This window comes from Bradyrhizobium sp. BWC-3-1 (genome assembly GCF_032917965.1).
GTDB classification, from domain to species: Bacteria; Pseudomonadota; Alphaproteobacteria; order Rhizobiales; family Xanthobacteraceae; genus Bradyrhizobium; species Bradyrhizobium canariense_D.
Map to the genome: position 1 here is coordinate 7,118,536 of NZ_CP136625.1, position 22,013 is coordinate 7,140,548.

The window sequence follows — 22,013 nt, forward strand, 5'->3', positions numbered from 1 at the left end:
CAAGTTTGGATAATTCATAGTTCGTCAAAGGTTTGCAGCGAATTCTCCTGACCGGGCCGGACAAGCGGCCCATGCTGCTAGGCTCTGGAATGCGGACTCAAACGACCAGCTATTTCGCGCGGCTGTTCGCCGGCGATCTGTCGGCCTTTGGCGGTCCCGTAACCGACGAAGCCGTCGCCGGCCATATCCGCGCCGAACAGATGTCGCTGGTGCTCGGCTATTCGGTCGGCATCATGCTGGCCAATGCCTGCAACGCCGGGGTACTCGTAGTCGCGCTGTGGCATTCGCCGGACTTGAAGCTGGCCTTGATCTGGGCCGCCATCGTGGCGGGCGCCGCGATCGCGTTCGGCCTGCAATCCCATGCCGCGCGCCGCATCACCAAACCGCAATTCGTCTCGCGCCGGGCCATGCATCGGCTGGTGCGCAATGCTTTCATCCTCGGCGCCGCCTGGGGCACCGTTCCGGTCGCATTCTTCGTCAATGCCTCAACGGGCGGGCAGCTCGTCATCACCTGCCTTTGCTCGGGGATGCTGGCGGGGGGCGCGCTGGCCTTCGCCACCATCCCGATCGCCGCGATCGCATTCACGGCCCCGATCTTCGCTGGCATCGCGATCTGCCTCGGCAGGAATGGCGATCCGGCGTTTCTGCTGATCGCTTTCCTGGTGGTCGTCTACGGATCAGTGCTGCTGCGCAGCGTGTTCGTCAATTCGATCGCGTTCGCACGGCGCGTGATGCGGCAGATCGAGGCCGAGCGTACGGTGCGGCAGGACTCGCTGACCCATCTGCCCAATCGCGTCGCGTTCAACGAAACGCTCGATGCAGCCTTGAAGCGGCTCGCTCTGTCCGGCGAGGAATTCGCGGTGCTTCTGCTCGATCTCGATCGTTTCAAGGAGGTCAACGACAAGTTCGGCCATCCCGCCGGCGACGAGTTTCTGGTCCAGATCGCTGCCCGCCTGCAACGCTGCACCCGCGCGGCCGAGCATGTCGCACGCATCGGCGGCGACGAGTTCGCGCTGGTGATGGCCAATCGGGCGCGGCCGGAGGATGCGCTCGAGATCGCCGAGCGCTTCGTCGCGGCCTTCGACGAACCGTTCCAGATCGAGGGTCGCCAGATCGTCGGCGCGACCAGCGTCGGCATCGTGCTGGCGCCGCGCGACGGCAGCACGCAACTCGACATCATGAAGAACGCCGACACCGCGCTCTACCGCGCCAAGAAGGCCGGACCCGGCACGGTGTGTTTCTTCGAGGAAGCCGACGACCGCTCGTCACGCGACCGCAAAGCGCTGCAATCGGATCTGGAAGGCGCCATCGCCAGGGACGAGCTGTTCCTGGTGTTCCAGCCGTTCCTCGACCTCGGCAGCAACCGCATCACCGGCTTCGAGGCGCTGCTGCGCTGGCAGCATCCCCAGCGCGGACTGGTGCCGCCGAGCGAATTCATACCAATCGCCGAGCAAACCGGCTTGATCCACGAGATCGGCGAATGGGTCGTCCGCCGCGCCTGCGCGACGGTTGCCGAGTGGCCCGAAGAGATCAGGGTCGCCGTAAATTTCTCAGCCGCGCAGTTTCACAACAACGGCCTCCTCCAGATCATCGTGCAGGCGCTCGCGGACGCGAAGATCGCCCCGCACCGGCTCGAGATCGAGATCACGGAATCGATGCTGCTGTCGAAATACGCCTCGGCCGCGTCGGTCCTGAACGCGCTGCTGGAGCTCGGCGTCACCGTGGCGCTCGACGATTTCGGCACCGGCTTCTCCTCGCTGACTTACCTGCGCAAGCTGCCGTTCAGCCGCATCAAGATCGACCAGTCCTTCATCCGCGACATGCTGGTGCAGCCGGACTGCGCCGCGATCGTGAAATCGGTGATTGGGCTCGCGCGCGACCTGCGCATCGGCGTGGTCGCCGAAGGCGTCGAGACCGCCGACCAGCTCGAATATCTGCGCCAGATCGGTTGCGACGAGGTGCAGGGTTATCTCATCAGCCGGCCGGTGTCGGCGGATGGCGTTCTGGCGCTGCTTGATCCGAAGAAGTTGCGGGCGACCTACGCGGCGTAGCCACCAAAGCATTCACGGCGTCACGGCCGGGCCTGTCCATCCACACCTACGACATCGCACGAAGAACGTGGATGCCCGGGCCTTCGCCTCGCCGAAGCGGCTCCGACCGCGCAGGCGGGACAAGCCCGGGCATGACGACCTCACCTCAGACCGGATCCGCCCGCAGCAGCGTGTCCACCGTGATGGTGCCGCGGGCGCGCGAAACGCAGGCGCAGATCTTCTGGTTGCTTTGCTTCTGATGGTCGCTGAAGAAGACGTCGCGATGGTCGATCTCGCCGTCGATGGCGACCACGTCGATGGCGCACAGGCCGCATTCGCCGCGCTTGCAGTCGTACATCACGTCGTGGCCGCTGGCGTTGAGGACATCAAGCATCGAGCGCTCGCGCGGGATCTCCAGCTCGGCATCGGAGCCCTTCAGGCGCACGCGAAATGTCTCGGTCGGCAGCGTGCCGCTCGAACCGAACGTCTCGTAGCGGAGATCGGGAAGCGGATGGCCGGCGCCGATCCAGGCGTGGCGCGCGGCATCCAGCATCCGCATCGGGCCGCAGAACAGCGCCAGCGTGTCTTTGGGCACCGAGGCGAACAGGGCGTCGAGATCGAGCCGCTTGCCCTCATCGCTGGCGTGAACGACCAGGCGATCACCCAGCGTTGCGGCGAGATCGTCGAGATAGGCGGCCTCGGTGCGCGAGCGCACCGCGTAATGCAGCGTGACATCGGTGCCGCGCCGGGCCAGCGCCTGCGCGGCACCGAGGATCGGGGTGATGCCGATGCCGCCGGCGATCAGGCAGTAGTTTTGGCGTGCCCAATCGACGGCGAGCAGCGAGGCGGGCGTCGTGATGTCGAGCCGCGCGCCCGGCCGTAACGACCACATATAGCGCGAGCCGCCACGCGAGTCCTGGGCGCGGCGCACGGCGATCCTTAGACCCTGGGACGAGGCTTCCCCGACCAGCGAATAGGACCGCGTCTCGGGCTGCCCGTCGATGGTAACGCTGATATTGATGTGGCTGCCGACCGGATAGGCCGTGCCGTCGAACTGGTCGGGCCGGATCAGGAATTCGCGGATGCCGGGTGCGAGATCGCGCATCGAGACGAGCGTCGCCGGAATCCAGGTTTCGATGAAGCGCATGGTGACTGCCCTCAATCGGTTGCGGACTTGATCAGCGCAAGCGCCGGCAAGAGGTCGAGATGGGTCCGGTTGCGCAGTGCGAGCCGCAAATTGCGCACCGCGAGCCGCGCATGCTCGCGCATGACCGCTTCGGCGCGGGCGCCTTCGCGGTTCTCGATGGCGTCGATCACGACGCGGTGGTGCTCCTGCCCGATGATCAGGATTTGCTGTGCCTCGGGCAGCGCCGACTGCGCCATCACGAAACCGCTCGGCGACGCAAACGGCAGCGACGAGGCGCGGTCGATCTGCCGGATCAGCGGCGGGCTACGCGACAATTCGGTGAGCAGGGCGTGGAAGCGCGCGTTCAGCGTGACATAGGACGAGAACGCATCGACCGAGATCGGCACCTGGCGCAACAACTCGTCGATCGCGGCGAGGCACTCCTTCAGCGGCTCGAGCTCGCGCGCGGAGACGCCGCGCTCGGCGGCAAAGCGCGCGGCGAGCCCTTCCAGCGTGCCGCGCAGCTCGATGGAATCGGAGATGTCGCGCTCGGAGAACGCCTTCACCATGAAGCCGCCGGAGGGAATCGCCTCCAAGAGGCCCTCCTCCTCCAGCCGCACCAGCGCCATGCGCACCGGGGTGCGCGAGGCGCCGGTGGTCTCCACCGCCTGGAGCTCGGAGATGCGCTCGCCCGGGCGCAACGAGCCCGACAGGAGCTGGTCGCGCAGCGCGAGCTGCGCCTTCACGGTCTGCGAGACGGAGCGGTCGACCTCGCGCTCGGCCATGTCGGCTTACTCCGCGGCCTGAAGATGCTGCGGCGGATTTTCCTTTGCCACCATCTTGTCGATCAGCTTGCGCGTCCACATCGCGCCGGCGTCGATGTTGAGATTGTAGAAGATGCGATCCGGGTTCTCGTCCATCGCGCGCTGCTGCGCCTCGAGGATCAGCTCGTCCTCGTGGAAAATGCCGGAGACGCCCTCGCGGATCTCGGTGGTGATGCGCTGCTCACCGAGCTGATAATTGCGCACGAAGGCCCAGAAATAGTGGCAGGTCTTCTCGGTCTCCGGCGTGATGGTGTTGAGCACGAAGCCGTTGACGCCCTGCGAGCGGTCGCCTTCCGGCGCGCCGGTGCCGGTCGGGGCCACGCCGACGTCGATGGCAATGGTGCAGGGCGCTTCGAAACGGATGATCTGCCAGCGGTCGACGAGGCCGGACTTGCCGAGTTGTTTCGCCCAGAACGGCGGCGCCTCGATGCCGCGCATCCAGCGCGTCACCGTGGCCGTCTTCTCGCCATGGGTGACGTCGAACGGCGCCTCCGCGACCGCCTCGTTGCCGATGGAAGAGCCGTGCACGAACGTCTCGTGGGTGAGGTCCATGAGGTTGTCGAGCACGAGGCGATAGTCGCAATTGACGTGGATGGTCTTGCCGTCGCCGGCCCAGGCGGGGTCGTGATTCCAGTGCAGGTCGGGCACCAGCGCAGGATCCGCCAGCGCGGGATCGCCCATCCAGAGCCAGATGTAGCGATGACGCTCGACCACCGGATAGGCGCGCACGCAGGCCGACGGGTTGATGGTCTCTTGCGAGGGCATGAAGGTGCAGCGCCCTTGCGCGTTGTACTTCAGGCCGTGATAGCCGCAGACGACGGTGTCGCCTTCGAGCCTACCCTTGGACAGCGGCACCAGGCGGTGCCAGCAGGCATCCTCCAGCGCAGCCACCGAACCATCGGCCTTGCGGTACATCACGACGTGCTTGCCGCAGATCGTCCGCGGCAGCAGTGCCGGCTTCACATCGGCGTCCCAGGCGGCGGCATACCAGGCGTTCATCGGGAAGGGTTTTGTCACCGGTTCACTCCCAAGGCTTGTGGATACGTTATGTATACAATAGCGGAGGAATGGAATCGTTCAAGGGCGGATGGGAGCGTATTATAATACCTTTATCTCGCATCGTGTATACAAATCTGTTCCGCTGTCATTCCCCGCGAAAGCGGGAATCCAGTACTCCGCGGCGGTTGTTGGTTTACTCAACTGGCGCCACGGCGTACTGGATCACCCGCTTTCGCGGGTGATGACACCTGTTGATGCGGCGAGTCTCCCCCCCCGGGGAGCAGTGGCAGCGGCGCTTTGGCTCGACGACTACGCCCCGAACACCTTCGCCAACCCTGTCTGAGCCTCCTGCTGAATCGCCTTCAGGTGCTCGGGGCTGCGAAAACTCTCCGCGTAGATCTTGTAGACGTCCTCGGTGCCTGACGGCCTTGCGGCGAACCAGCCGAAATCGGTCTCGACCTTGATGCCGCCGAACGGCTGGCCGTTGCCGGACGCCTTGCTCAGGGTGGCGCGGACGGGATCGCCGGCGAGATCCTTCAGGCCGAGCTGCTCGGGCGTGACGGACTTCAGGATGTTTTTCTGCGGCGTGGTGGCGGCGACGTCGATGCGCGCGTAATGGGGCACGCCGAACTCGGCAGTGAGGTCGTTGAAGAGCTGGCTCGGATCGCGGCCGGTCTTGGCCATGATCTCGGCCGCGAGCAGGCCGAGGATGATGCCGTCCTTGTCGGTCGTCCACACCGTGCCGTCGCGGCGCAGGAACGAGGCGCCTGCACTCTCCTCGCCGCCAAAGCCGAAGCCGCCCGTGAGCAGGCCATCGACGAACCATTTGAAGCCGACCGGCGTCTCAACGAGCTTGCGGCCGAGTTTTTTCGCGACGCGGTCGATGATCGAGCTCGACACCACGGTCTTGCCGATCGCGGCGCCCTTGCCCCAGTTCGGGCGGTGCGCGAACAGATAGTAGATCGCGGTCGCGAGATAATGGTTCGGATTCATCAGGCCGCCGGTGCGCGTCACGATGCCGTGGCGGTCGGCGTCGGTGTCGTTGGCAAAGGCGACGTCGAAGCGGTCGCGCATCGCGATCAGGCTCGCCATCGCATAAGGCGAGGAGCAGTCCATGCGGATCTTGCCGTCCCAGTCCACCGTCATGAAGCGGAAGGTCGGATCGATCGCCTCGTTCACCACGGTCGCTTTCAGGCCGTAGCGCTCGATGATCGGATGCCAGTAATGCACGGCGGCGCCGCCGAGCGGATCGATGCCGATGTTGACGCCGGCCGATTTGACCAGGTCGAGATCGACCACGTTGCCGAGATCGGCGACATAGGGCGTGACGTAGTCATAGGCGTGGACGTTCGCGGCTTTGCGTGCCCTGGCGTAGTCGATGCGGTTCACGCCCTTGAGGCCGTCGGCGAGATAGGCGTTGGCGCGCTTTTCGATCACGGAGGTCGCATCGGTGTCGGCCGGTCCGCCGTGCGGCGGATTGTATTTGTAGCCGCCGTCCTCGGGCGGATTGTGCGAGGGCGTGACGACGACGCCGTCCGCAAGGCCCGAGGTGCGCCCCTTGTTGTAGGTCAGGATCGCATGCGAGATCACCGGCGTCGGCGTGTAGCCGCTGTCCTTGTCGATCATGATGTCGACGCCGTTGGCCGCGAACACCTCGACGGCGCTGACCAGCGCCGGCTCGGCCAGCGCATGGGTGTCGATGCCGATAAAGAGCGGACCGGTCAGCCCCTTTTCACGTCGGTAATCACAGATTGCCTGCGTCGTCGCGAGGATATGGCCCTCGTTGAAGCTGGTTTTGAACGAGGTGCCGCGATGGCCGGAGGTGCCGAACGCCACCCGCTGCGCGGGATCGGCGACATCAGGCTTGCCGGCGAAATAGGCCGTCACCAGCCGCGGAACGTTGGTGAGCGCGTCCGGCGAGGCCTGCTTGCCCGCCGCGGGATGAACATCAGCCACTGGATATACCTCGTCCTGTCGTAGAATTGCGCGATACCATAGCATCGGCCAAGCCCCCGCCAAGAGCACAACACCCGCGATGGGGCGGCCGTTCCTGAGATCATGCTATGGTCTTTTGATCGGGGCTTTTCGAGTCGGGGCATGACGCTGTTTCAGAGGCTCTTGGTTGTTCTGATGGCCTGGTTTGCGACGGCTGGCATCGTGCCCGATGCAATGGCCGCGGAGTTCTACACCGAGGACTTGCGTATCCCGATGGCCGAGGCCGGACCGCAGGGGCTGGAGGCGTTCCTGGTCCGGCCGGCCGGGACCAGGCGCTATCCGCTCGCGCTGCTCAGCCACGGCTCGCCGCGCAGTTTCGACGATCGCGCGACGATGTCCGCGCACAAATATTACGACATCGCTCTCGAATATGCCCGGCGCGGTTTCGCCGCGCTGATCGTGATGCGGCGCGGCTACGGCACCTCGCCCGGCGGGCGCGTCGACAGCGTCGGGGGCTGCGCCAATGCCGCTTACCTGCCGGCGGCGGCGGTCGCGGTCGCGGATTTGCGCGCGGCGATCGAGGCGATGGCGCGCAGGGCCGACGTCACCACATCAGGCATGATCGCAGCCGGTCATTCCGCCGGCGGGTTCGCCACCGTCGCGTTGACCGCGCAGGCGCCAGCGGGTCTCGTCGCCGCGATCAGCTTTGCCGGCGGGCGCGGCTCGCGCGACGACGACGACGTCTGCAATCCCAACGGGCTGGTGCAGGCCTTCGCCACGTTCGGCAAAACCTCGCGTGCGCCGATGCTGTGGGTCTACGCCGCCAACGATTCGTACTTCGGTCCCGAGCTCGCGCGCCGCCTCCATGACGGATTTCGCGCCAATGGCGGCAACGCGAAATTCGTCGCAGCGCCGCCTTACGGCGACGACGGCCACTATCTCTATTCGGTGGTCAGCCGTCCGCAATGGACGCCATATCTCGACGCCTTCCTGCGCGAGCGAGGTCTCGGCCACGATATCCTGAGCCCGCCTGATCCGCTCGCGCCGCCGGGCCAGCTCAGCGAGGCCGCGCGTGCCGAGTTCGCGCGCTATCTCGCCAGCACGGTGCCGCACAAGGCTTTTGCGGTGTCGCCGAACGGCGGTTACGGCTGGCGCTCGGGGCGGGCAACCGTCGACGACGCCCAGCGCGATTCACTTGGCGCCTGCACAAAATGGTCGCCCGCCTGCACGCTCTATGCGGTCGACGACAAATTGGCCGGGGCTGCGCCAAGCACATCAACCGACCAGAGCTCGCGGTCGCGATAGCTTCATTGCGCCGCTGGCCGGTCGCGCCGTCCGAGCCAGGCCGCCAGAAAATCGGTTGTTAACTCGAAAGATATAATACATGTCCATGCTGCGGGATCGAACACACAGCAATGCCCGCGCGGCGTGGACACACGTTGCGATCGCTGTGCTTTGGTTGGCATCCACCTCCGTGCACGCTCAGGGCAGCGCTCTGAACGCCGCGGAACCGGCGTTGGCGGCTGGCGGTCACGATGCAGATCTCGGCGCTGGAGAGACGCCGGCCTCGCGAGCGGCGATTCGAAAAATTATCGAAAGAGAAACGGCCAGGACCGATCTGCCCGCCGACATCGCGGAGGCCGTCGTCTTCGTTGAAAGCGGATACAATCCGGGCACCATTGGCGCCGTCGGCGAGATCGGCCTCATGCAAATTCGACCCGAAACGGCAGCGATGCTCGGATTTCGGGGAAATAACGCAGAGCTCGCAGAGCCCGATATCAACATCCACTATGGCGTTCTCTATCTGAGCCGCGCATGGCGCCTGGCAGGCGGGGACCTTTGCCGCGCCCTGATGAAATATCGAGCCGGTCATGACGAGGAGTCCATGACGCCGCGCTCCCAGGTCTATTGTAATCGCGCCCGTAATCGTCTTGTCTCTATGAACTCGACGAGTTTGGGAAACCAAGCCGCGGCCGTCCCAGATGTGGCACCGGCGCCAACTCCGGCACCTGCCGTCTCGAACTCAGCGCGCAGTCAGAAGTCAGCGCACAATCAAAAGAGACCGGCACAGCCGAAGGACGTTTACGCACGTTACCGTCAAGGCACGGCGGTCGCGAGCAGGGCATATTGGGCAGCACAGGAAGGCCGGGTCCGTCTCATCAAGGCTCGCGTCGAAGCCAAGTGGAAACGGATCGCATCACGCCAATAGAATTAGAGTCGCCTGCCTTGAGACGAGCAGCGATTGGACGAACGACATTTTTGAAACTGAGCTTTGAAACCGAACCTGATAGAGATCATGCACAATAGTTTGAGAGTTTTGTTTGCAATCTTCGCGACGGCGCCGTGGCGCTGTCGGCGTTTCTCGCCATTCGTTTCCTGGTCGGCTTCAGTGGCTGAACCCGACGGCTCAGCCGGCACCGTTTCGTGCTGCGCCCGGCTCTAGAGCCGTTCGCTCAGCGCGAGCTTGTAGCCGACGCCGGTGACCGTGGTGATGACGGGCGTGCCGCTGCCGACGAGCTTGCGGCGCAGCCTCGCCACCAAGGCATCGACGGTGCGGATGTCTCCTCGGCCTGGCGATTGCTGACGACCTCGATCAGATAGTCGCGGCTAAGCGGCCTGCCGTCGGCACCGACGAGCGCCGCGAGCAGGTCGAATTCGGCGCGCGTCAGTGCCACCGGCTTGCCGTCGCTGCCGAGCAGCTCGCGCCGCGTCAGGTCGATGATCCAGTCGCCGAAGGCGATCGAATTGTGGTTGCGCGCCGCCTTGCGGTCGATCGAGCGCCGCCGCAGCACGCTTCGCGCGCGCGCGAGCAGATCGCGCAGATCGATCGGCTTGGTGACGTAGTGGTCGCCCGTGACCTCGAGGCCGAGGATGCGATCGACGTCGGTGTCGCGGCGGGTGACGAAGATGATTCCCGCATTGCTGGTTGCCTGGATCTCCTTGGCGAGATCGAAGCCGTCGCCGTCGGGCAGCTGCACGTCGAGGAAGACGAGATCGGTCCGCGTCCGCAGCGCCTGGCGGCATTCCGCGCAGGAGCTTGCGCCGACCACGTCGAAATTGTTCTCGCTGAAATAGCCGACCAGCATCGTCCGCGTCACCGGATCGTCCTCGACGACGATCAGCCGCTCGCGGCCAGCGACACGCAATTCCTGGACTGCGGAATCAGCCACGATGTTGGATGTCCTGTGTGCTTGCGGGCCGACCTGGAAGCTCAGGTCGCCGAGCGCGCCGTCCTGTGAACGTACATTCACGACTGTTCGAGCCCCCTCGAATTGCCTGCTGCAATACTAGGCGCGTTATCGCGCCCAAACAACATTGGTCACGATCTGGCCGTATTAAGTATGAATTGGCCCACACTTCTCGTCCCGCGCATCATGTTCGGGAGCCCCGCACAAGCGGTTGTTGTGGGGGCTGACGGCCATCCCACGGCCGCTTGCCTCGCCAACCGCTTCAAATCTACTGTAACGCCCGAAAAGTCTGCCCCAGGAGGTGGCGCCATGGAAATCATCCTGCTCGGCACCGGCGGCCCGCGCCCGGACCCGCGTCGCATGGCGACGACCACGCTGATCAGGCTCGGCGGAGAAAATATCCTGATCGACGCAGGCCGCGGCGTCATGGTGCAGCTCAGCAAGGCCGGCGTGCCGCTCGGCTCCATCAACACGGTCTTTCTCACCCATCACCATTTCGACCACATCGGCGACCTCTACGATGTGATGCTCAATACATGGATGCACGGGCGCAAGGACAATCTGCGCATCTATGGACCGCCGGATACCGAACGGCTCGTCAATACGCTGGTCACGCAGGTCTACGACAAGGACATCGCCTGGCGCGATCAGGGCGAGCCGAGCTTCGGCGGCTGGAAACCTGTCATCGCGACCGACATTATACCCGGCCCCGTTCTCGACACCGGGCGCTGGAAGATCAGTGCCGAACTCGTCTCGCATGGCGACGGCCTCGACATGTCGCCGGCCTTTCTCGCGCGCTGGATGTGTCTCGGCTATCGCTTCGAGGCCGAAGGCAAGGTCATCGCAATTTCCGGCGACACGGTGCCCTGCCCCGGTCTCGAGCGACTGGCTGAGGGGGCCGATCTGCTGGTCCAGTGCTGCTTTCTCGCCACGCCGGAGATCGACAACGAGCACCTGCGCCGGCTTGCGAAATTCACGATCGCCTGCGGCGATACAGTCGGCAAGGTCGCGGCCAAGGCCGGCGTCAAGAAGCTCGCGCTGACCCATCACCGGCCTCGCACCGATGAGTCCATGCTGAATGCGCTGCTCGCGGATGTCAGGCGGGACTACGCGGGTCCTGTCGTGCTCGGCGAGGACCTCACGCGGATCGAGGTCTGAGAACTCGAGATGCGCGAAGGCCGTGCGGCCTCAGGCCGATCCGACCTCAACCCGAAACGACAACTGCTCTTCCGCTCCGGGCGCGATGTGCATCAGGCCCGGCTTGTCAGTGAATTCGCCGTCGAAGCCGGCGGGACTGGCATAGCCGCGCCAGGGCTCGATGCAGAGGAACGGCGCGCCCGACGGTTTCGACCAGACGCCAAGCTCGCGAAAGCCGCGCCATGACATTTTCAACCGCGGCCCGGTGGACGCGCCCTGCTCCGCGGCATAGCGGACCGAAGTGCTCGCGATCCGATCGAAGATGATTGCGTCGTCGACGAACAGGGATTCTGACAAGCGCAACACGGAGCCCTGGACCGGGCTCGGCTCCGTTGCCGGACGCAGCAAGCCGCCGTCGAGACGGCGGACCGGAGATGGCTCTGCGTTCGCGAAGCTCAGCGCGTATCTCTCCTTCGCCAGTCCTGGTTGCAGCGGCCAGTTGAAAGCGGGATGGCCGCCGAGCGAGGCCGGCAATATCTCCTTGCCGGTGTTCGCGACCACGAGTGAAAGATCGAGACCGGATTCGTCGAGCGCATAGGTTGCCGTCAGGCGGAACGCAAAGGGGTAGAGCGCGCGCGTCGTCTCGCTGTCTTCGAGCACCAGGATACAGCGACTTTCGCCACGTTCCACCCACGCAAAGCGGCTGTCACGCGCGAAGCCGTGCTGGGTCATCCGGTAGGTCCTGCCCCGGTGCCGCAATTCGTCATTGGCGAGACGCCCGACGATCGGAAACAACAGCGGCGCATGGCGCGGCCAGGCCGGCTCCGCCTGCCATACGAACTCGACGCCGGCATCGCTTGCCAGCGAACACATCTCCGCGCCTTGCGCCTTGATGGTCGCGGTGAGCCCGCCGCAGCGGATCGTATGCGTGTCGTCGGTCATGACCGAATGTTAGCCTGGATTGATGGCGATGTCTTTGCAGGAGGTCTAGTCCAGCTTCTGCTCAGTCCCAACCTGTTGCAAGTTCATCGGAAAATTGGGTTCCTTCTGCGTGGGCCGCAATCGTCGGATCATTCCTTTTTCTACTTGTAATTGTGTTTGCTGACGTGTTTTCGCCGGCTTGAAGCAGATCATTGTCAACAGCCGAGCTTGATGATGGCGCGGATCGCGCGGTCGCGCCGGGCCACAGCGCGCGCCTCATAGCGGTCCAACCGAGCGAGCTGCGGCAGCGCCCGGCGTACAGCCTCGGCGGTGCGTTCTGCCTCGTCACAGGGCATTGTCGACCATGGGTCCTCTGGTGTCGGTCGCGGGGGCACAGCCTTGCGCCGCAGCGCGAGCTTGCGCAATCGATCCAATGAGCGTTCGTTATTTAAAGCTAGCCATGTCAGCGGAAGCGACCCTGCAAGGAAATACTCTTATGGAGGAGCAAGTCAGCTCAGGTTTTTTGACGAAAGATCCGCACCCCTGCGCCACCTCCGTTCTCATCTAGAAACTCAACCCCCGCAGAAGTAAGTGCCTTAACGATCTTTTCCGCCGTTTCCGCTCTGCCTCCGAGCGGCCCATCTAGAGCTTCCAGACGCTTGATTGTCGGGCTGGATCCGCTCTGTCAGCACCTGCTACTGACAGCTGAGAGGAAGTTCTGGCGGTGCGTCCAGAACGGCGAGCCGCCGGTTCTGTTCAACATCGAAACGCCGCGTCCACGGCTTGAGGCCGTCAAGGTCGTGGACATGTCTTCTTCCAATCACTGGGCCGAACTAGCTGCCACCTATCTTCGGACGCGCGAGGCGCACGGCCAGCATGAGACCGCTAAGGCCGAGCTGAAGAAGCTGGTGCCGGAGGATGCCAAGGAGGCAACCGGCCACGGCATCAGGGCCAAACGCTCGAAGTCGGGCGCGATCAGCTTCGAGGCGCAGCCTACGGAGGGCGACCATGCACCAATCCAGTGAGCGGATCGGCGTCATCGCTGCAGCTCTCGCCCGGGCCCAAGCCGAACTGACGAACCCAGAGAAGACACTGACCGCGGTGATCCGCTCGCCGTTTCCACGCGAGGACGATCGCACCTTTCGCTACGCGTCCCTTGCCTCCGGGTTAGAGATCGTTCGCAAGACCTTAAGTCAGCAGGAGATCGCCACCATCCAGACCACGCGGATTGAGGCCGCCACGGCCCAGATCCATCTCACGACGCTGCTTGCCCATTCCTCCGGCGAGTGGATCGCCTCGGAGTGGCCGGTGTGCGCTGCCAAAGACGTCGAGGCACCGCATCGGATGGGGGCGGCGCTCACCTATGCAAGGCGCTATGCCTATTCGCTCTGGTCGGGATTGCCGGGGAGGACGATCTGGATGCTCCCGACGCGCTGGCCGGACCGCGCGGGGAGGAGCCGCAAGCACCTCTCGGCGCAAAAACGAAGCGGACTCAGGGCGTTCTCAATCGCGCGCCGGTGCTAGATCCACCGCGGTCGGCTGAGCTCCGCGAGCAACTGTTGAGCCAACTTGAAGCTCTGCTGGCCAGCGAAGGCTTGCTCGCCTGGGCGAAGGCCAGCCTCCCGCTCAAGAACACCCTTCTGGAGTCGGATGCCCGGCTCGTCGAGTCCGCTTATCAGAACAAGCTTGAAGACGTTGCCCGTTCGCCGGCCAGCGGCGTCGAACCAACGCCCGAAATATCACTGGAGCTGCTCCCGGGTACGGGCGCAGCGACTAACGCGGCGCCGCAGCCCTTGGAGGGGGTTGGGCTTGCCTATCCCAAAGAGCCGCCCCGTAAGCGCAGCAAGGCCCACCTGTTGTTTGTCCGAGAACAGCCCTGCCTCGTCTGTCAGCAATCCACATATAATTGCAGCAACCAGCGGCGAATAAAGGTAAGAGGGGGGTAATACAGTGACGCGCTCGAAAAACCGTTAGGGCATTTAATTCGGTTTGCGATCGGGAATTCTGCACTGTCTGCTTTTGGCCACCCAGGCATCGCACTCCATCGCTGACCCACGTCGCGAAAAGGCACAAGATCGAGAACAATTTGCAGGGTGAACGAAGAAGTTGGAACCCATTGAGAGCCCGGATATGGCGTCCGTAGGATGGACCAGCTCAATTGAAATGGAAACAGAGCGTTTATCGAGCTGATTCTGATCAGGCGTGATCATACCGGCTGCGACGAAGAAGTTCAGACACTCTAGGCGGTGAAGGCGGCAGAGCGAGGCCGATAGGGTCGACCAAAGCCTTGATTGATCGGGTGGCGGCCCTTCGAAAGTGAGGTCGTCAAAATTGGGAAAACATCGTCTTGTCGTCGTCGTGCGTACCCGAAGCGGTACTCTGGTTCTCGACAATCTGACGCGGCAAATCAAACCGTGGGCTCGTGCGCCGTATCGCTGGGTACGAATTCGAATGCCGAACAACCCTCAGCTGTGGACCACGATTGCCGACGTCGGGGAGTGAGTGTGTCTCGAGTTCGTCGACAAAACCCCGAGCCCGACCAAAGTACCTTCCTCCGCCTCCGTACCCTACGTTGGAGCTTATCCAATCGTGGCCTGAGAGAGCCTGACCGAAAAAGGTGAGGGGTTTTGGCGGGCCTGTGATTCCTTCGGATTTGCAAAGATCGGGGGAGGACACCATGCCGTGGGACCAAAGCCGCTCCTATCAAGTATCAGCGCAGTGGGCTGCATTACACAAGTGATTTGATACAGAATGGCGTTGATCGCCCGGAAGATGCGGGCGCGACGATGATTGGGCCGGCCGCGCGCGGTCGATCTGCGCGACATTGTGGCGGCGATCTTCTATATTCCGTCGAGCGGCTGCCAATGGCGCGGGCCGATGGAGTTCCCGCCATACCCGTTCTGTCGACGTTCAGAGATTCATTCCAGCCTTGGGCTCTCGCTCATTCCGGACCCACGCTGAATGCCTGCACGATTGAACTTAACAAGCGGCCCCGTTCAGCGCAGGTAACGCCCGAGGCAGTCGCCGTATTCCAACGAAGGCGTCGAAATGCTGCGCGGCCATCACGACCGGTACGAGTTCAGGGATCTAAGGATCTCAATGGCCGCCGCTCTCGGCCGATCAAAGTTCCGCGCATCTCCGCTGGATTGCGAGCCAAGGTCGTTGATCGGCTGCGACGTTGAGTCGGCCGACGTCGCGCTCGAATTGCGGGCGCGGCTTCTAAGGGAGATTGGGGAGGGGCGCCCATTCATGACGGACGCGGAATGAAGAGCCTGGCGACCTTCTCGATTATTCCTTCGCACCTGCCACAGAACGTCTCGTCGCCGAACAAGATGGTTTGCAACTAATGACGAGATGGCGGATACGGCCAGCACGATGACAAGAAGATCCAAAATCATCCTCAGCCTCGAACTCTCAACACTTCATGGGATCACCTAAAGTCACCGAGCACCCCAGGCACGCGCGGCGCTACGACGTTGAGGTCCCAGAGAAATAAATGCCTTCCGGCAGATCTAGAGCGACCGAAGCCAATTATTGAATTCCGATATATACAGCCGCAACGTCCGGCCTTATAATACAAGTTTAATAGGCTGATTCAAATAAGTGGCGATCGGAAGCGCCTACTTTGGATCCCTCAGGGAACTCAGGAGCTGTTCCAAAACTATTTCGAAAACCAGAAATACGTATACGGTTAGTTATTAAGCTATGTTTTGCAGCGCTGACTTATTGTGAGGGGCCAATGGATCCTTTTTGTAGTCCGCGTCGTCGCCATTTTTCCGAGGAACTTCAAAAGCTAAACGACTTGATGCTGGAAGTCCTAGGGCTGCGCAGGCGCGTTGCGCTAGCAGAGATCGAACTCCGGAGCAGACGGCCGCTAAGAAAGCGCCCCTTGCGACAAGGCGAGGCTTAGGCTCGTCATCCGGTGTGGAAGAACGCGTGGTCTTACCGCCACTAGATGCGAGCGTCGGAAAGGCGGCCATTTCTACGTAATTCTTTCCTTGGGAGATTCCAATGAGCGTGGCTCTTCCCTATGTCGGACTTGTAGTGTGTTTCGCAGTATCGGGTTGGCTGACACTTACTTACATGCTTTAGACCCGGCGGGCGCTCCTGTTCGTTGCTTAATGACACCGAGCAGCGGTTTCGACATGGGTTGGCTACTGCGAAACGCCGTCGACGAAAGCCTGGCATTCGTCGTCGGCTGTGACCGCGAGCCGGTCGATGTTGTGCTGGGGTGTCAAACGCCATCCGGAACTGCCCCCTTTGCAGTCATGAAGAACTGCCCCCACCATCGGGATTATGATTTCGGTTGAAGGTTGTTTCCGCCGGTGACGGGCCGGAGGGAGGCGGAGCCGACCGGAGGGCCGTCACCGGCGGTCGGCGTCTTGATGAGGCCGCTCTTGCGCTTGGCTCGGAGCCGGTAGCTGTCGCCGCGGATCGTCAGCACGTGGCTGTGGTGCAAGAGCCGGTCGAGGATCGCGGTGGCGACCACGGGATCAGCGAACACGGTGCCCCATTCGGCAACACTGCGGTTCGAGGTGATCAGCGTGGCGCCAGTTTCGTAGCGCCGGCTGACCAGTTGGAAGAACAGATGTGCCGCGTCAGGTTCCAGCGGCAGGTAGCCGAGCTCGTCGACGATCAGCAGCTTTGGCTTCGATAGCGCGAGCAGTTTCTCGTCCAGACGCCGTTCGCCATGCGCCTTGGCAAGGCCTGCGACCAGCGTCGTCGCCGTGGTGAACTGCACCGTGTACCCGGCCAGGATCGCCTCTCGCCCCAGCGCGATCGACAAGTGTGTCTTGCCGACTCCGGGTGGCCCGAGCAACAGCACGTTCTCTCCGTTGGCGATCCAGCGTGACGCGGCAAGGTCACGGATCTGCTTGGGATCGATCGAGGGCTGCGCCTCGAAGTCGAAGCTCGCCAGTTCCTTGATGGCTGGGAAGTGTGCGAGCTTCAACGCCATCTCGATGCGGCGATGATCCTTGCGTGCGATCTCGCGCTCGCACAGCAGGATCAGCGTCTCACGCGCCGACAGGTTCACGCGCGCCGCCCCGTCGAGCAGGCTGTCGAGCTGATCGCGGATGCAGGAGAGCTGCAATCGCGCCAGCATGGCATCGAGCGGATCGATCTTTTCTTCCATTATCTTCTTTCCCCACGCCATCAGAAGCCTCCTCCGACCAGAGCTTCGTATTCGGCAAGAGAGCGTAACAACGACGGCGGTGGAGACGGATCCAGCAGTGCCGCGATCTCCTGGCGGACCGCGCCATTGCGCCCAGCGACACCATCGAGATGGCGGCGTCGACGATCCGAAGCCGGCGCCCCTCGGACTGCTTGTGCACTGCTACCTGGTGCAATCCATGGCGGATCCGCACTTCACCGGCCGCGATCGTTACCGCCACGCCCTCGCCAATAAGGCGCCACGGCACCGAGTAGCTGTTCGTGTCGATCTCGACGGCGCAATCATTGCCGACGACGCGGGTCAGTTCACGCAACGATCCGAACGACGGCTGCCCCCCGAGCGGCTTCAACCGATGTATCTCCTCACGCGCGAAGCGGATGATCGGCGCCTCGCCGGTCGTGCCGTGGATACGAACGTTCGCAACCTCACGCTCCCATCTGTCGAGATGCGCCTCGAATGCTCCCCAACTTGAGAAGGAATGACCGGCGATCGCATTCTTCTTCACGTAGCCGACGCCGTTCTCCGTCTTGCCCTTCGTGCGCGCCCGATATGGCGCGCAGGCGCGAGGACGGAAGCTCAATGCTTTGCGAAGGCTATAAGCTTGTCGTTGAACTGAACCGACCAGCTCACCGCGTCGTGGCGCACGACAAGCGCGCGTGGATTGTCCATCAGCACTTCCTCCGGCACACCGCTGAAGGTCGTGAATGTGCTCTCGAGCCCGGCGAACCAATGCTCCTGCCTCTCGGCCCGGAACGCACGCACATGGAGCCGTCGCGAGTGCCCGAGCGTCGCCACGAACACGAATGCCTTGACTTTCGCCCCTCCGATCCCGACCAGGCGCTCCCCGAAGTCGATCTGCAGCTGCCGACCCGGCGTCTCAAACCGCGTCGTCGCCAGCGCCTCCGCCTTCAGCGCCTGGCGATAGGGCTGCACGGCGCTTGCAGCGTCCGCCGGCTGACTGCCACGCCTTTCTCGGCCAGCAGGTCCTGGCGCACCACATCGGCATTGCCGCGATGCCGAATGAGCCTCTCGCGCAGCCAGCCCTCAAGGCCGTCGAGCTCCTTCTTCTGCTCAGGCGACTTGAACGGCTTCACACCGCCCGCCGCAACGTAGTCTTTCACAGTGTGATGGCTGCAGCCCAGCTGCCGCGCAATCCGCTTCACACCCCACCCGCACGCCCTCAGGCGCATCATCTCCGCCACGTCATCCGGCGTCTTCATCACCTCCCCCCGTGGATCATTCCACGGCGAGCCTTCAGTGATTCGTTCCCGCTTCATTCAATCTCTCCTCAGCTATCCGAGGAGGGGCAATTCCTCGTGACGCAGAGGGGGCAGTTTTCCATGGCGCGCGACAGCTGGGGCATCGAAGGAGACGTCGGATGGCTAAAGCGACGCTCCAACAATGTTGATGGCGCGGTCAAACAACATGACGTTGCGGCCTTTGTAAGCTGCCTTATCGATGCGGATGCTTGCGGGTCGGGCTTGGCGGGATCTCGGCCTTGAGCGTGCGGCCAGTTCGCCGCGCAAGCTCCTGGCGTCCTAGGCTCGATCGGCAAGCAGACGGGGCGGGCTACGGACCACCCCGATGAAACCGCGTGCAGCGACCAAGTCGTGGGTGTTGCCCGGGGTAATCAGGAAGGCAAGCGGAGGGCCGATATCGTCGGTCAGCGCGTGGATTTTGGTGGTCGGCCTGTCGCGGGCCGATTGGCTCGGCTTCGAGCGGACGCGCGCGGGCAAAGACGTCCAGCGCCTCGGGCGCATGATGCTCATCGCTGCGTGCTCGATCGCGGGCCGCGCAGCGCCGCACCTCGGAAGCCCCGTCGCTTCGGCGCAGCATGGTCCAGCCTTGTTCCTCAAGGTAGCGCCAGCCTGCCGGCGCCTGTTTTTTCTGTAGTCGCTTAAGCTCGGCCGGGAACGGATCATGCCATCGAGCGCGGGCGATCGATGTGGCGGCCGAGCAAGTACGCCGTCTGCAGGCGCGCGGTCCGAGCGATCGAGCAGCCGGGCTGGTTGAGGAGGAGCATTTTAGATGCTGACCTTCAGAGGAAACGTCTTACGCGGTGACGCGAGGGGTAGCCGGACCACGCACCTAGTCCTGGAACAATTCTGTTTGATTTAATTATTTAATATGATTTAATGCTGTTCGGCTGAATGGGAAACACGATGCCAGCCCAGAACGATGACCGCCGCGCATTCTTGAAAACCTGTGGAAAATTTGCCGCCGTGATACCTTCCACCATGACCGTTCTCCAATCGACCTCTCTCCCATCGGATGCGATTGTCCAGTCTGGTGCGAGGGCCGTCCATCATCACCGGCCATAATGGTTGGGGCAACGGCGGCGGCGATGGCAGCCCCAACGGCAAGGATGACAGAGGCCGCTGAATCGATGACGGCCTTTCGGAAGGAGACACAATGCAGCCCAGGCGTCGCGACGTGGTTTGGCATTTCGCCCTCCTTCATCGTTTCGCTGCTCTGGCTAGCGCTCTAGATGTCGCGCTTGTCGCGCTGCTTTTCCCGAGCACACCCTTGAAGGAATGAACCGGGGCCCCTGAGGGCTCGACGGTAGCAAGCAGTTGACCGCCCATCCCCATCAAGCATACCCGCAGGTCGTCAGTGGAGTTGTTTAGTGTTCGCGGTCCTCATCTTGTCTACGATGATCTCTGTCTCCTTTGGCGCCGGTTACTTGACCAGAGATCTTATTGCTCGTAGGCGCCGCGCCGAAGAGCGCCGCTGGTCACCCTATTCGCAGCCGAGATGGCTACCAACTCAGCCTGCAAACCGAAACGAAAAGGAGTCTTCGCAGAAGGGCGAGCTTGGTCAGATGCTGACCCGATGGGATCAGCGCGCACGCGCGCGGCGGAGCTTGCGGCGCGATTAGTTGACCCCGGCTATCTGCCGCTTTCGCCCATGTCGGCGCTAAGCCTCTGCCTTGAAGCAAACGAACTCACCTCCCCGAGCGGACAGGCCATTGAGAAGTCGCTAAGCTCAGCCATATCGCCGTCAATGGCGGCCCGTGAATAGCATTCCGAGCTACCGCCGGAAGGCGGCGTACACGATCGGCCACGTAGCCACCAAGTCCGGATCACCTCTCATAATCCGCAAGTCGAGCGCGCGCCTCGTCCTTGCAGCGCTCGACGGGGCGCCGAACGCGGCATACTTTGCGACTGCGCAGGCCAATCGCATTCGGCCGGCAAGGGCTGCGCATTCCTGTGCATCGGCCGGCTTGCCGGCTGGCGAGCATGCAAAGCAGCAAAAGAACTCGGAAAGAGCGATGCATCTCAATTCCCGGAACTAAGACGGCATGAACTCTAGCTCGACCTTGAGCAGCAAACGACTCCCACGGGCTGACGGCAGAACAAGCGCCACCGCCACCCCAGCCGACAAATTGCCATTGAGATGTCCTCCAATCCCTGCAGGACTCGACGTAAGCCGCGGAGGGCAGTATTCGATTTCTATGTCCCGCAAACTGATGATTTTGGCGGCCTGGTGCGTACTAGGCTTTATTATCTTTGCGACATTGTCGCCGATTGGGATGCGTCCAGGTACCGGTTCCGCAGGAATCGAGCGGTCCATCGCTTATGGCCTGCTTGGCACACTCTTTGTCATGGCCTACCCTCAACACTTCCTACGCGTCATAACTTTAGTCCTCGTCGTGGCAAGCGGGCTCGAATTGCTGCAGCATCTGACGCCAGATCGGCACGGCCACATCGCCGACGCCGGAGAGAAGTTCGCGGGAGGCGTAGCCGGAGCCAGTATTGCGAGGCTGACTCAACTGCTACTTCGAGCAGGGGCCTGAGGGAAAGCCGGTTTACCGCTCTTTTTCTGCCTTTCTGGAATGATGTGCAAGCAGCTAAGGGTACCGGCAAACGGCCGCCGCTCAGGCGCCGACTGCTCTATTGGCGTCCGGCCTTATCACCGCGTGTTGCAGGTGACTGCGGCACCCATTATTGGCGTAACTCGTATCGGCTACACCGGGAATCCGCACGCTTTACCAAGGTGAGCTCCTGAAGACCATTTGGTGGCGCGCAGCGCAACAGTGCGTACTCCGAGTAATACGGCGCTGGTGCGCGCCAACACAGGTGGCCGTCGACGGGAACTTCGTAAGCAGAAGCTCGAATGGTATATGTGCAAGGATTGCCAAGATTTGGCTCTTTCCTTGCCGGGTATTGAGCTTGGGCTTCGGTGTGCAAACCGAATGCAATTAAAGCGATCGGAAGCACGCGCAATTGAGTTACTCCGAATTTGACCGCCGCACGACTTTTGACTTCACCATTATTTCGATATTTAAACATTAAATGTCAATTTATTATTTGAGTCAACAGTGGATCGCTTCGTCGCGACCGCTGCGCCGCCTAACACCTGATGAGATATCTACCCGACCATGGCTTGCCCCTTTCCAACTGAAAGAGCGGCGCCGCGAGATGGTCGCCGCGCTCCAGAGCGGCATCGACCCGATCCGCGACCACGAGCTTCAGAGGATCGCAGCCATTCAGCAGACCATCTCTGCTTTCGAGGATGTCATCGCAGATCTCGACGCCGAATGCTTCGATCGGGCGGCTTGAGCGGAGCCGACCGGCTTGCGCGAGCGATGAAGATCATGCGCAACTGGGTGTGGGGACCCGGCCATCTTTTATTGAGACCTTTCGCTAGAACCGCCATCATGTCCCAGGATGACGACCG

Annotated in this window: 14 protein-coding genes and 5 pseudogenes; 9 read left to right on the top strand and 10 right to left on the bottom strand. The window is 62.7% G+C overall.

Annotated elements, in window-relative coordinates; genetic code table 11:
- Positions 1-89: 89 nt before the first annotated feature.
- The gene (locus RX329_RS34315; protein WP_317244936.1) at positions 90-2,051 is read left to right on the top strand and encodes a putative bifunctional diguanylate cyclase/phosphodiesterase; all 1,962 of its coding nucleotides are present in this window, start codon (positions 90-92) and stop codon (positions 2,049-2,051) included.
- A gap of 145 nt (positions 2,052-2,196) precedes the next feature.
- Here the strand turns inward: RX329_RS34315 and RX329_RS34320 are convergent, their stop codons facing one another.
- From RX329_RS34320 to pgm, 4 genes are all read right to left on the bottom strand, one after another.
- Positions 2,197-3,177 (bottom strand): PDR/VanB family oxidoreductase, encoded by a 981-nt coding sequence (locus RX329_RS34320; protein ID WP_317244937.1) that lies wholly within the window; start codon positions 3,175-3,177, stop codon positions 2,197-2,199.
- Positions 3,178-3,188: 11 nt separating this feature from the next.
- Positions 3,189-3,941 (bottom strand): GntR family transcriptional regulator, encoded by a 753-nt coding sequence (locus RX329_RS34325; RefSeq protein ID WP_007595257.1) that lies wholly within the window; start codon positions 3,939-3,941, stop codon positions 3,189-3,191.
- A 6-nt stretch (positions 3,942-3,947) separates the two neighbouring features.
- Positions 3,948-4,997: an aromatic ring-hydroxylating dioxygenase subunit alpha gene (locus RX329_RS34330; RefSeq protein WP_317244938.1), complete on the bottom strand. Its 1,050-nt coding sequence runs from the start codon at positions 4,995-4,997 to the stop codon at positions 3,948-3,950.
- Positions 4,998-5,288: 291 nt separating this feature from the next.
- A complete protein-coding gene (gene pgm, locus RX329_RS34335) occupies positions 5,289-6,935 on the bottom strand; it encodes a phosphoglucomutase (alpha-D-glucose-1,6-bisphosphate-dependent) (RefSeq protein WP_317244939.1) in 1,647 nt (548 codons plus the stop codon).
- A gap of 141 nt (positions 6,936-7,076) precedes the next feature.
- Between pgm and RX329_RS34340 the strand changes: the two genes are divergently transcribed.
- Positions 7,077-8,219 carry an alpha/beta hydrolase family protein gene (locus tag RX329_RS34340; RefSeq protein ID WP_317244940.1) on the top strand — a complete coding sequence of 381 codons (1,143 nt, stop codon included), beginning with the start codon at positions 7,077-7,079 and terminating at the stop codon, positions 8,217-8,219.
- A gap of 85 nt (positions 8,220-8,304) precedes the next feature.
- On the top strand, positions 8,305-9,123 hold the full coding sequence (locus RX329_RS34345) for a transglycosylase SLT domain-containing protein (RefSeq protein ID WP_317246460.1): 819 nt from the start codon (positions 8,305-8,307) through the stop codon (positions 9,121-9,123).
- 230 nt (positions 9,124-9,353) lie between these two features.
- Here RX329_RS34345 and RX329_RS34350 read toward each other — a convergent pair.
- Positions 9,354-10,165 (bottom strand): annotated as a pseudogene (locus RX329_RS34350) (response regulator).
- A gap of 246 nt (positions 10,166-10,411) precedes the next feature.
- Between RX329_RS34350 and RX329_RS34355 the strand changes: the two are divergent.
- Positions 10,412-11,260, top strand: a complete 849-nt coding sequence (locus tag RX329_RS34355) for an MBL fold metallo-hydrolase (RefSeq protein WP_317244941.1) — start codon at positions 10,412-10,414, stop codon at positions 11,258-11,260.
- A 30-nt stretch (positions 11,261-11,290) separates the two neighbouring features.
- Here RX329_RS34355 and RX329_RS34360 read toward each other — a convergent pair whose 3' ends face one another.
- Positions 11,291-12,181, bottom strand: coding sequence for an aldose 1-epimerase family protein (locus RX329_RS34360; protein WP_317244942.1), 891 nt, complete (start codon positions 12,179-12,181; stop codon positions 11,291-11,293).
- 638 nt (positions 12,182-12,819) lie between these two features.
- On the opposite strand from RX329_RS34360, the pseudogene RX329_RS34365 reads away from it, so the two are divergent.
- The 4 genes and pseudogenes from RX329_RS34365 to RX329_RS34380 all read left to right on the top strand — a co-directional run.
- Positions 12,820-13,185: pseudogene (locus RX329_RS34365) on the top strand (endonuclease); the annotation flags it as partial.
- A pseudogene (locus RX329_RS34370) lies at positions 13,169-14,058 on the top strand (ERF family protein); the annotation flags it as partial. The pseudogenes RX329_RS34365 and RX329_RS34370, both read left to right, overlap by 17 nt.
- A 460-nt stretch (positions 14,059-14,518) precedes the next feature.
- Complete coding sequence (locus RX329_RS34375) at positions 14,519-14,662, top strand: transglutaminase-like cysteine peptidase (RefSeq protein ID WP_317246461.1); 144 nt, start codon at positions 14,519-14,521, stop codon at positions 14,660-14,662.
- Between the two features lie 175 nt (positions 14,663-14,837).
- Positions 14,838-15,055 (top strand): annotated as a pseudogene (locus tag RX329_RS34380) (transposase); the annotation flags it as partial.
- Positions 15,056-16,454: 1,399 nt separating this feature from the next.
- Here the strand turns inward: RX329_RS34380 and istB are convergent.
- The 4 genes and pseudogenes from istB to RX329_RS34410 form a co-directional block, all read right to left on the bottom strand.
- Positions 16,455-17,294: an IS21-like element helper ATPase IstB gene (gene istB, locus RX329_RS34385; protein ID WP_317244943.1), complete on the bottom strand. Its 840-nt coding sequence runs from the start codon at positions 17,292-17,294 to the stop codon at positions 16,455-16,457.
- Between the two features lie 20 nt (positions 17,295-17,314).
- Positions 17,315-18,610: pseudogene (gene istA, locus RX329_RS42095) on the bottom strand (IS21 family transposase).
- Positions 18,611-18,871: 261 nt separating this feature from the next.
- Positions 18,872-19,102 carry a transposase gene (locus tag RX329_RS34405; protein ID WP_317244947.1) on the bottom strand — a complete coding sequence of 77 codons (231 nt, stop codon included), beginning with the start codon at positions 19,100-19,102 and terminating at the stop codon, positions 18,872-18,874.
- Positions 19,103-20,973: 1,871 nt separating this feature from the next.
- The gene (locus tag RX329_RS34410) at positions 20,974-21,105 is read right to left on the bottom strand and encodes a hypothetical protein (protein WP_317244948.1); all 132 of its coding nucleotides are present in this window, start codon (positions 21,103-21,105) and stop codon (positions 20,974-20,976) included.
- Positions 21,106-21,628: 523 nt separating this feature from the next.
- Between RX329_RS34410 and RX329_RS34415 the strand changes: the two genes are divergently transcribed.
- Positions 21,629-21,895 (top strand): hypothetical protein, encoded by a 267-nt coding sequence (locus RX329_RS34415; RefSeq protein WP_317244949.1) that lies wholly within the window; start codon positions 21,629-21,631, stop codon positions 21,893-21,895.
- Positions 21,896-22,013: the final 118 nt, after the last annotated feature.

Excerpts from the sequence above, each read along its gene's own strand:
- RX329_RS34315 (WP_317244936.1), top strand. The coding sequence starts at position 90 with ATGCGGACTCAAACGACCAGCTATTTCGCGCGGCTGTTCGCCGGCGAT.
- RX329_RS34320 (WP_317244937.1), bottom strand. The coding sequence starts at position 3,177 with ATGCGCTTCATCGAAACCTGGATTCCGGCGACGCTCGTCTCGATGCGC.
- RX329_RS34325 (WP_007595257.1), bottom strand. The coding sequence starts at position 3,941 with ATGGCCGAGCGCGAGGTCGACCGCTCCGTCTCGCAGACCGTGAAGGCG.
- RX329_RS34340 (WP_317244940.1), top strand. The coding sequence starts at position 7,077 with ATGACGCTGTTTCAGAGGCTCTTGGTTGTTCTGATGGCCTGGTTTGCG.
- RX329_RS34345 (WP_317246460.1), top strand. The coding sequence starts at position 8,305 with ATGCTGCGGGATCGAACACACAGCAATGCCCGCGCGGCGTGGACACAC.
- RX329_RS34355 (WP_317244941.1), top strand. The coding sequence starts at position 10,412 with ATGGAAATCATCCTGCTCGGCACCGGCGGCCCGCGCCCGGACCCGCGT.
- RX329_RS34360 (WP_317244942.1), bottom strand. The coding sequence starts at position 12,181 with ATGACCGACGACACGCATACGATCCGCTGCGGCGGGCTCACCGCGACC.
- istB (WP_317244943.1), bottom strand. The coding sequence starts at position 17,294 with ATGGAAGAAAAGATCGATCCGCTCGATGCCATGCTGGCGCGATTGCAG.
- RX329_RS34405 (WP_317244947.1), bottom strand. The coding sequence starts at position 19,102 with ATGAGCATCATGCGCCCGAGGCGCTGGACGTCTTTGCCCGCGCGCGTC.
- RX329_RS34415 (WP_317244949.1), top strand. The coding sequence starts at position 21,629 with ATGTCAATTTATTATTTGAGTCAACAGTGGATCGCTTCGTCGCGACCG.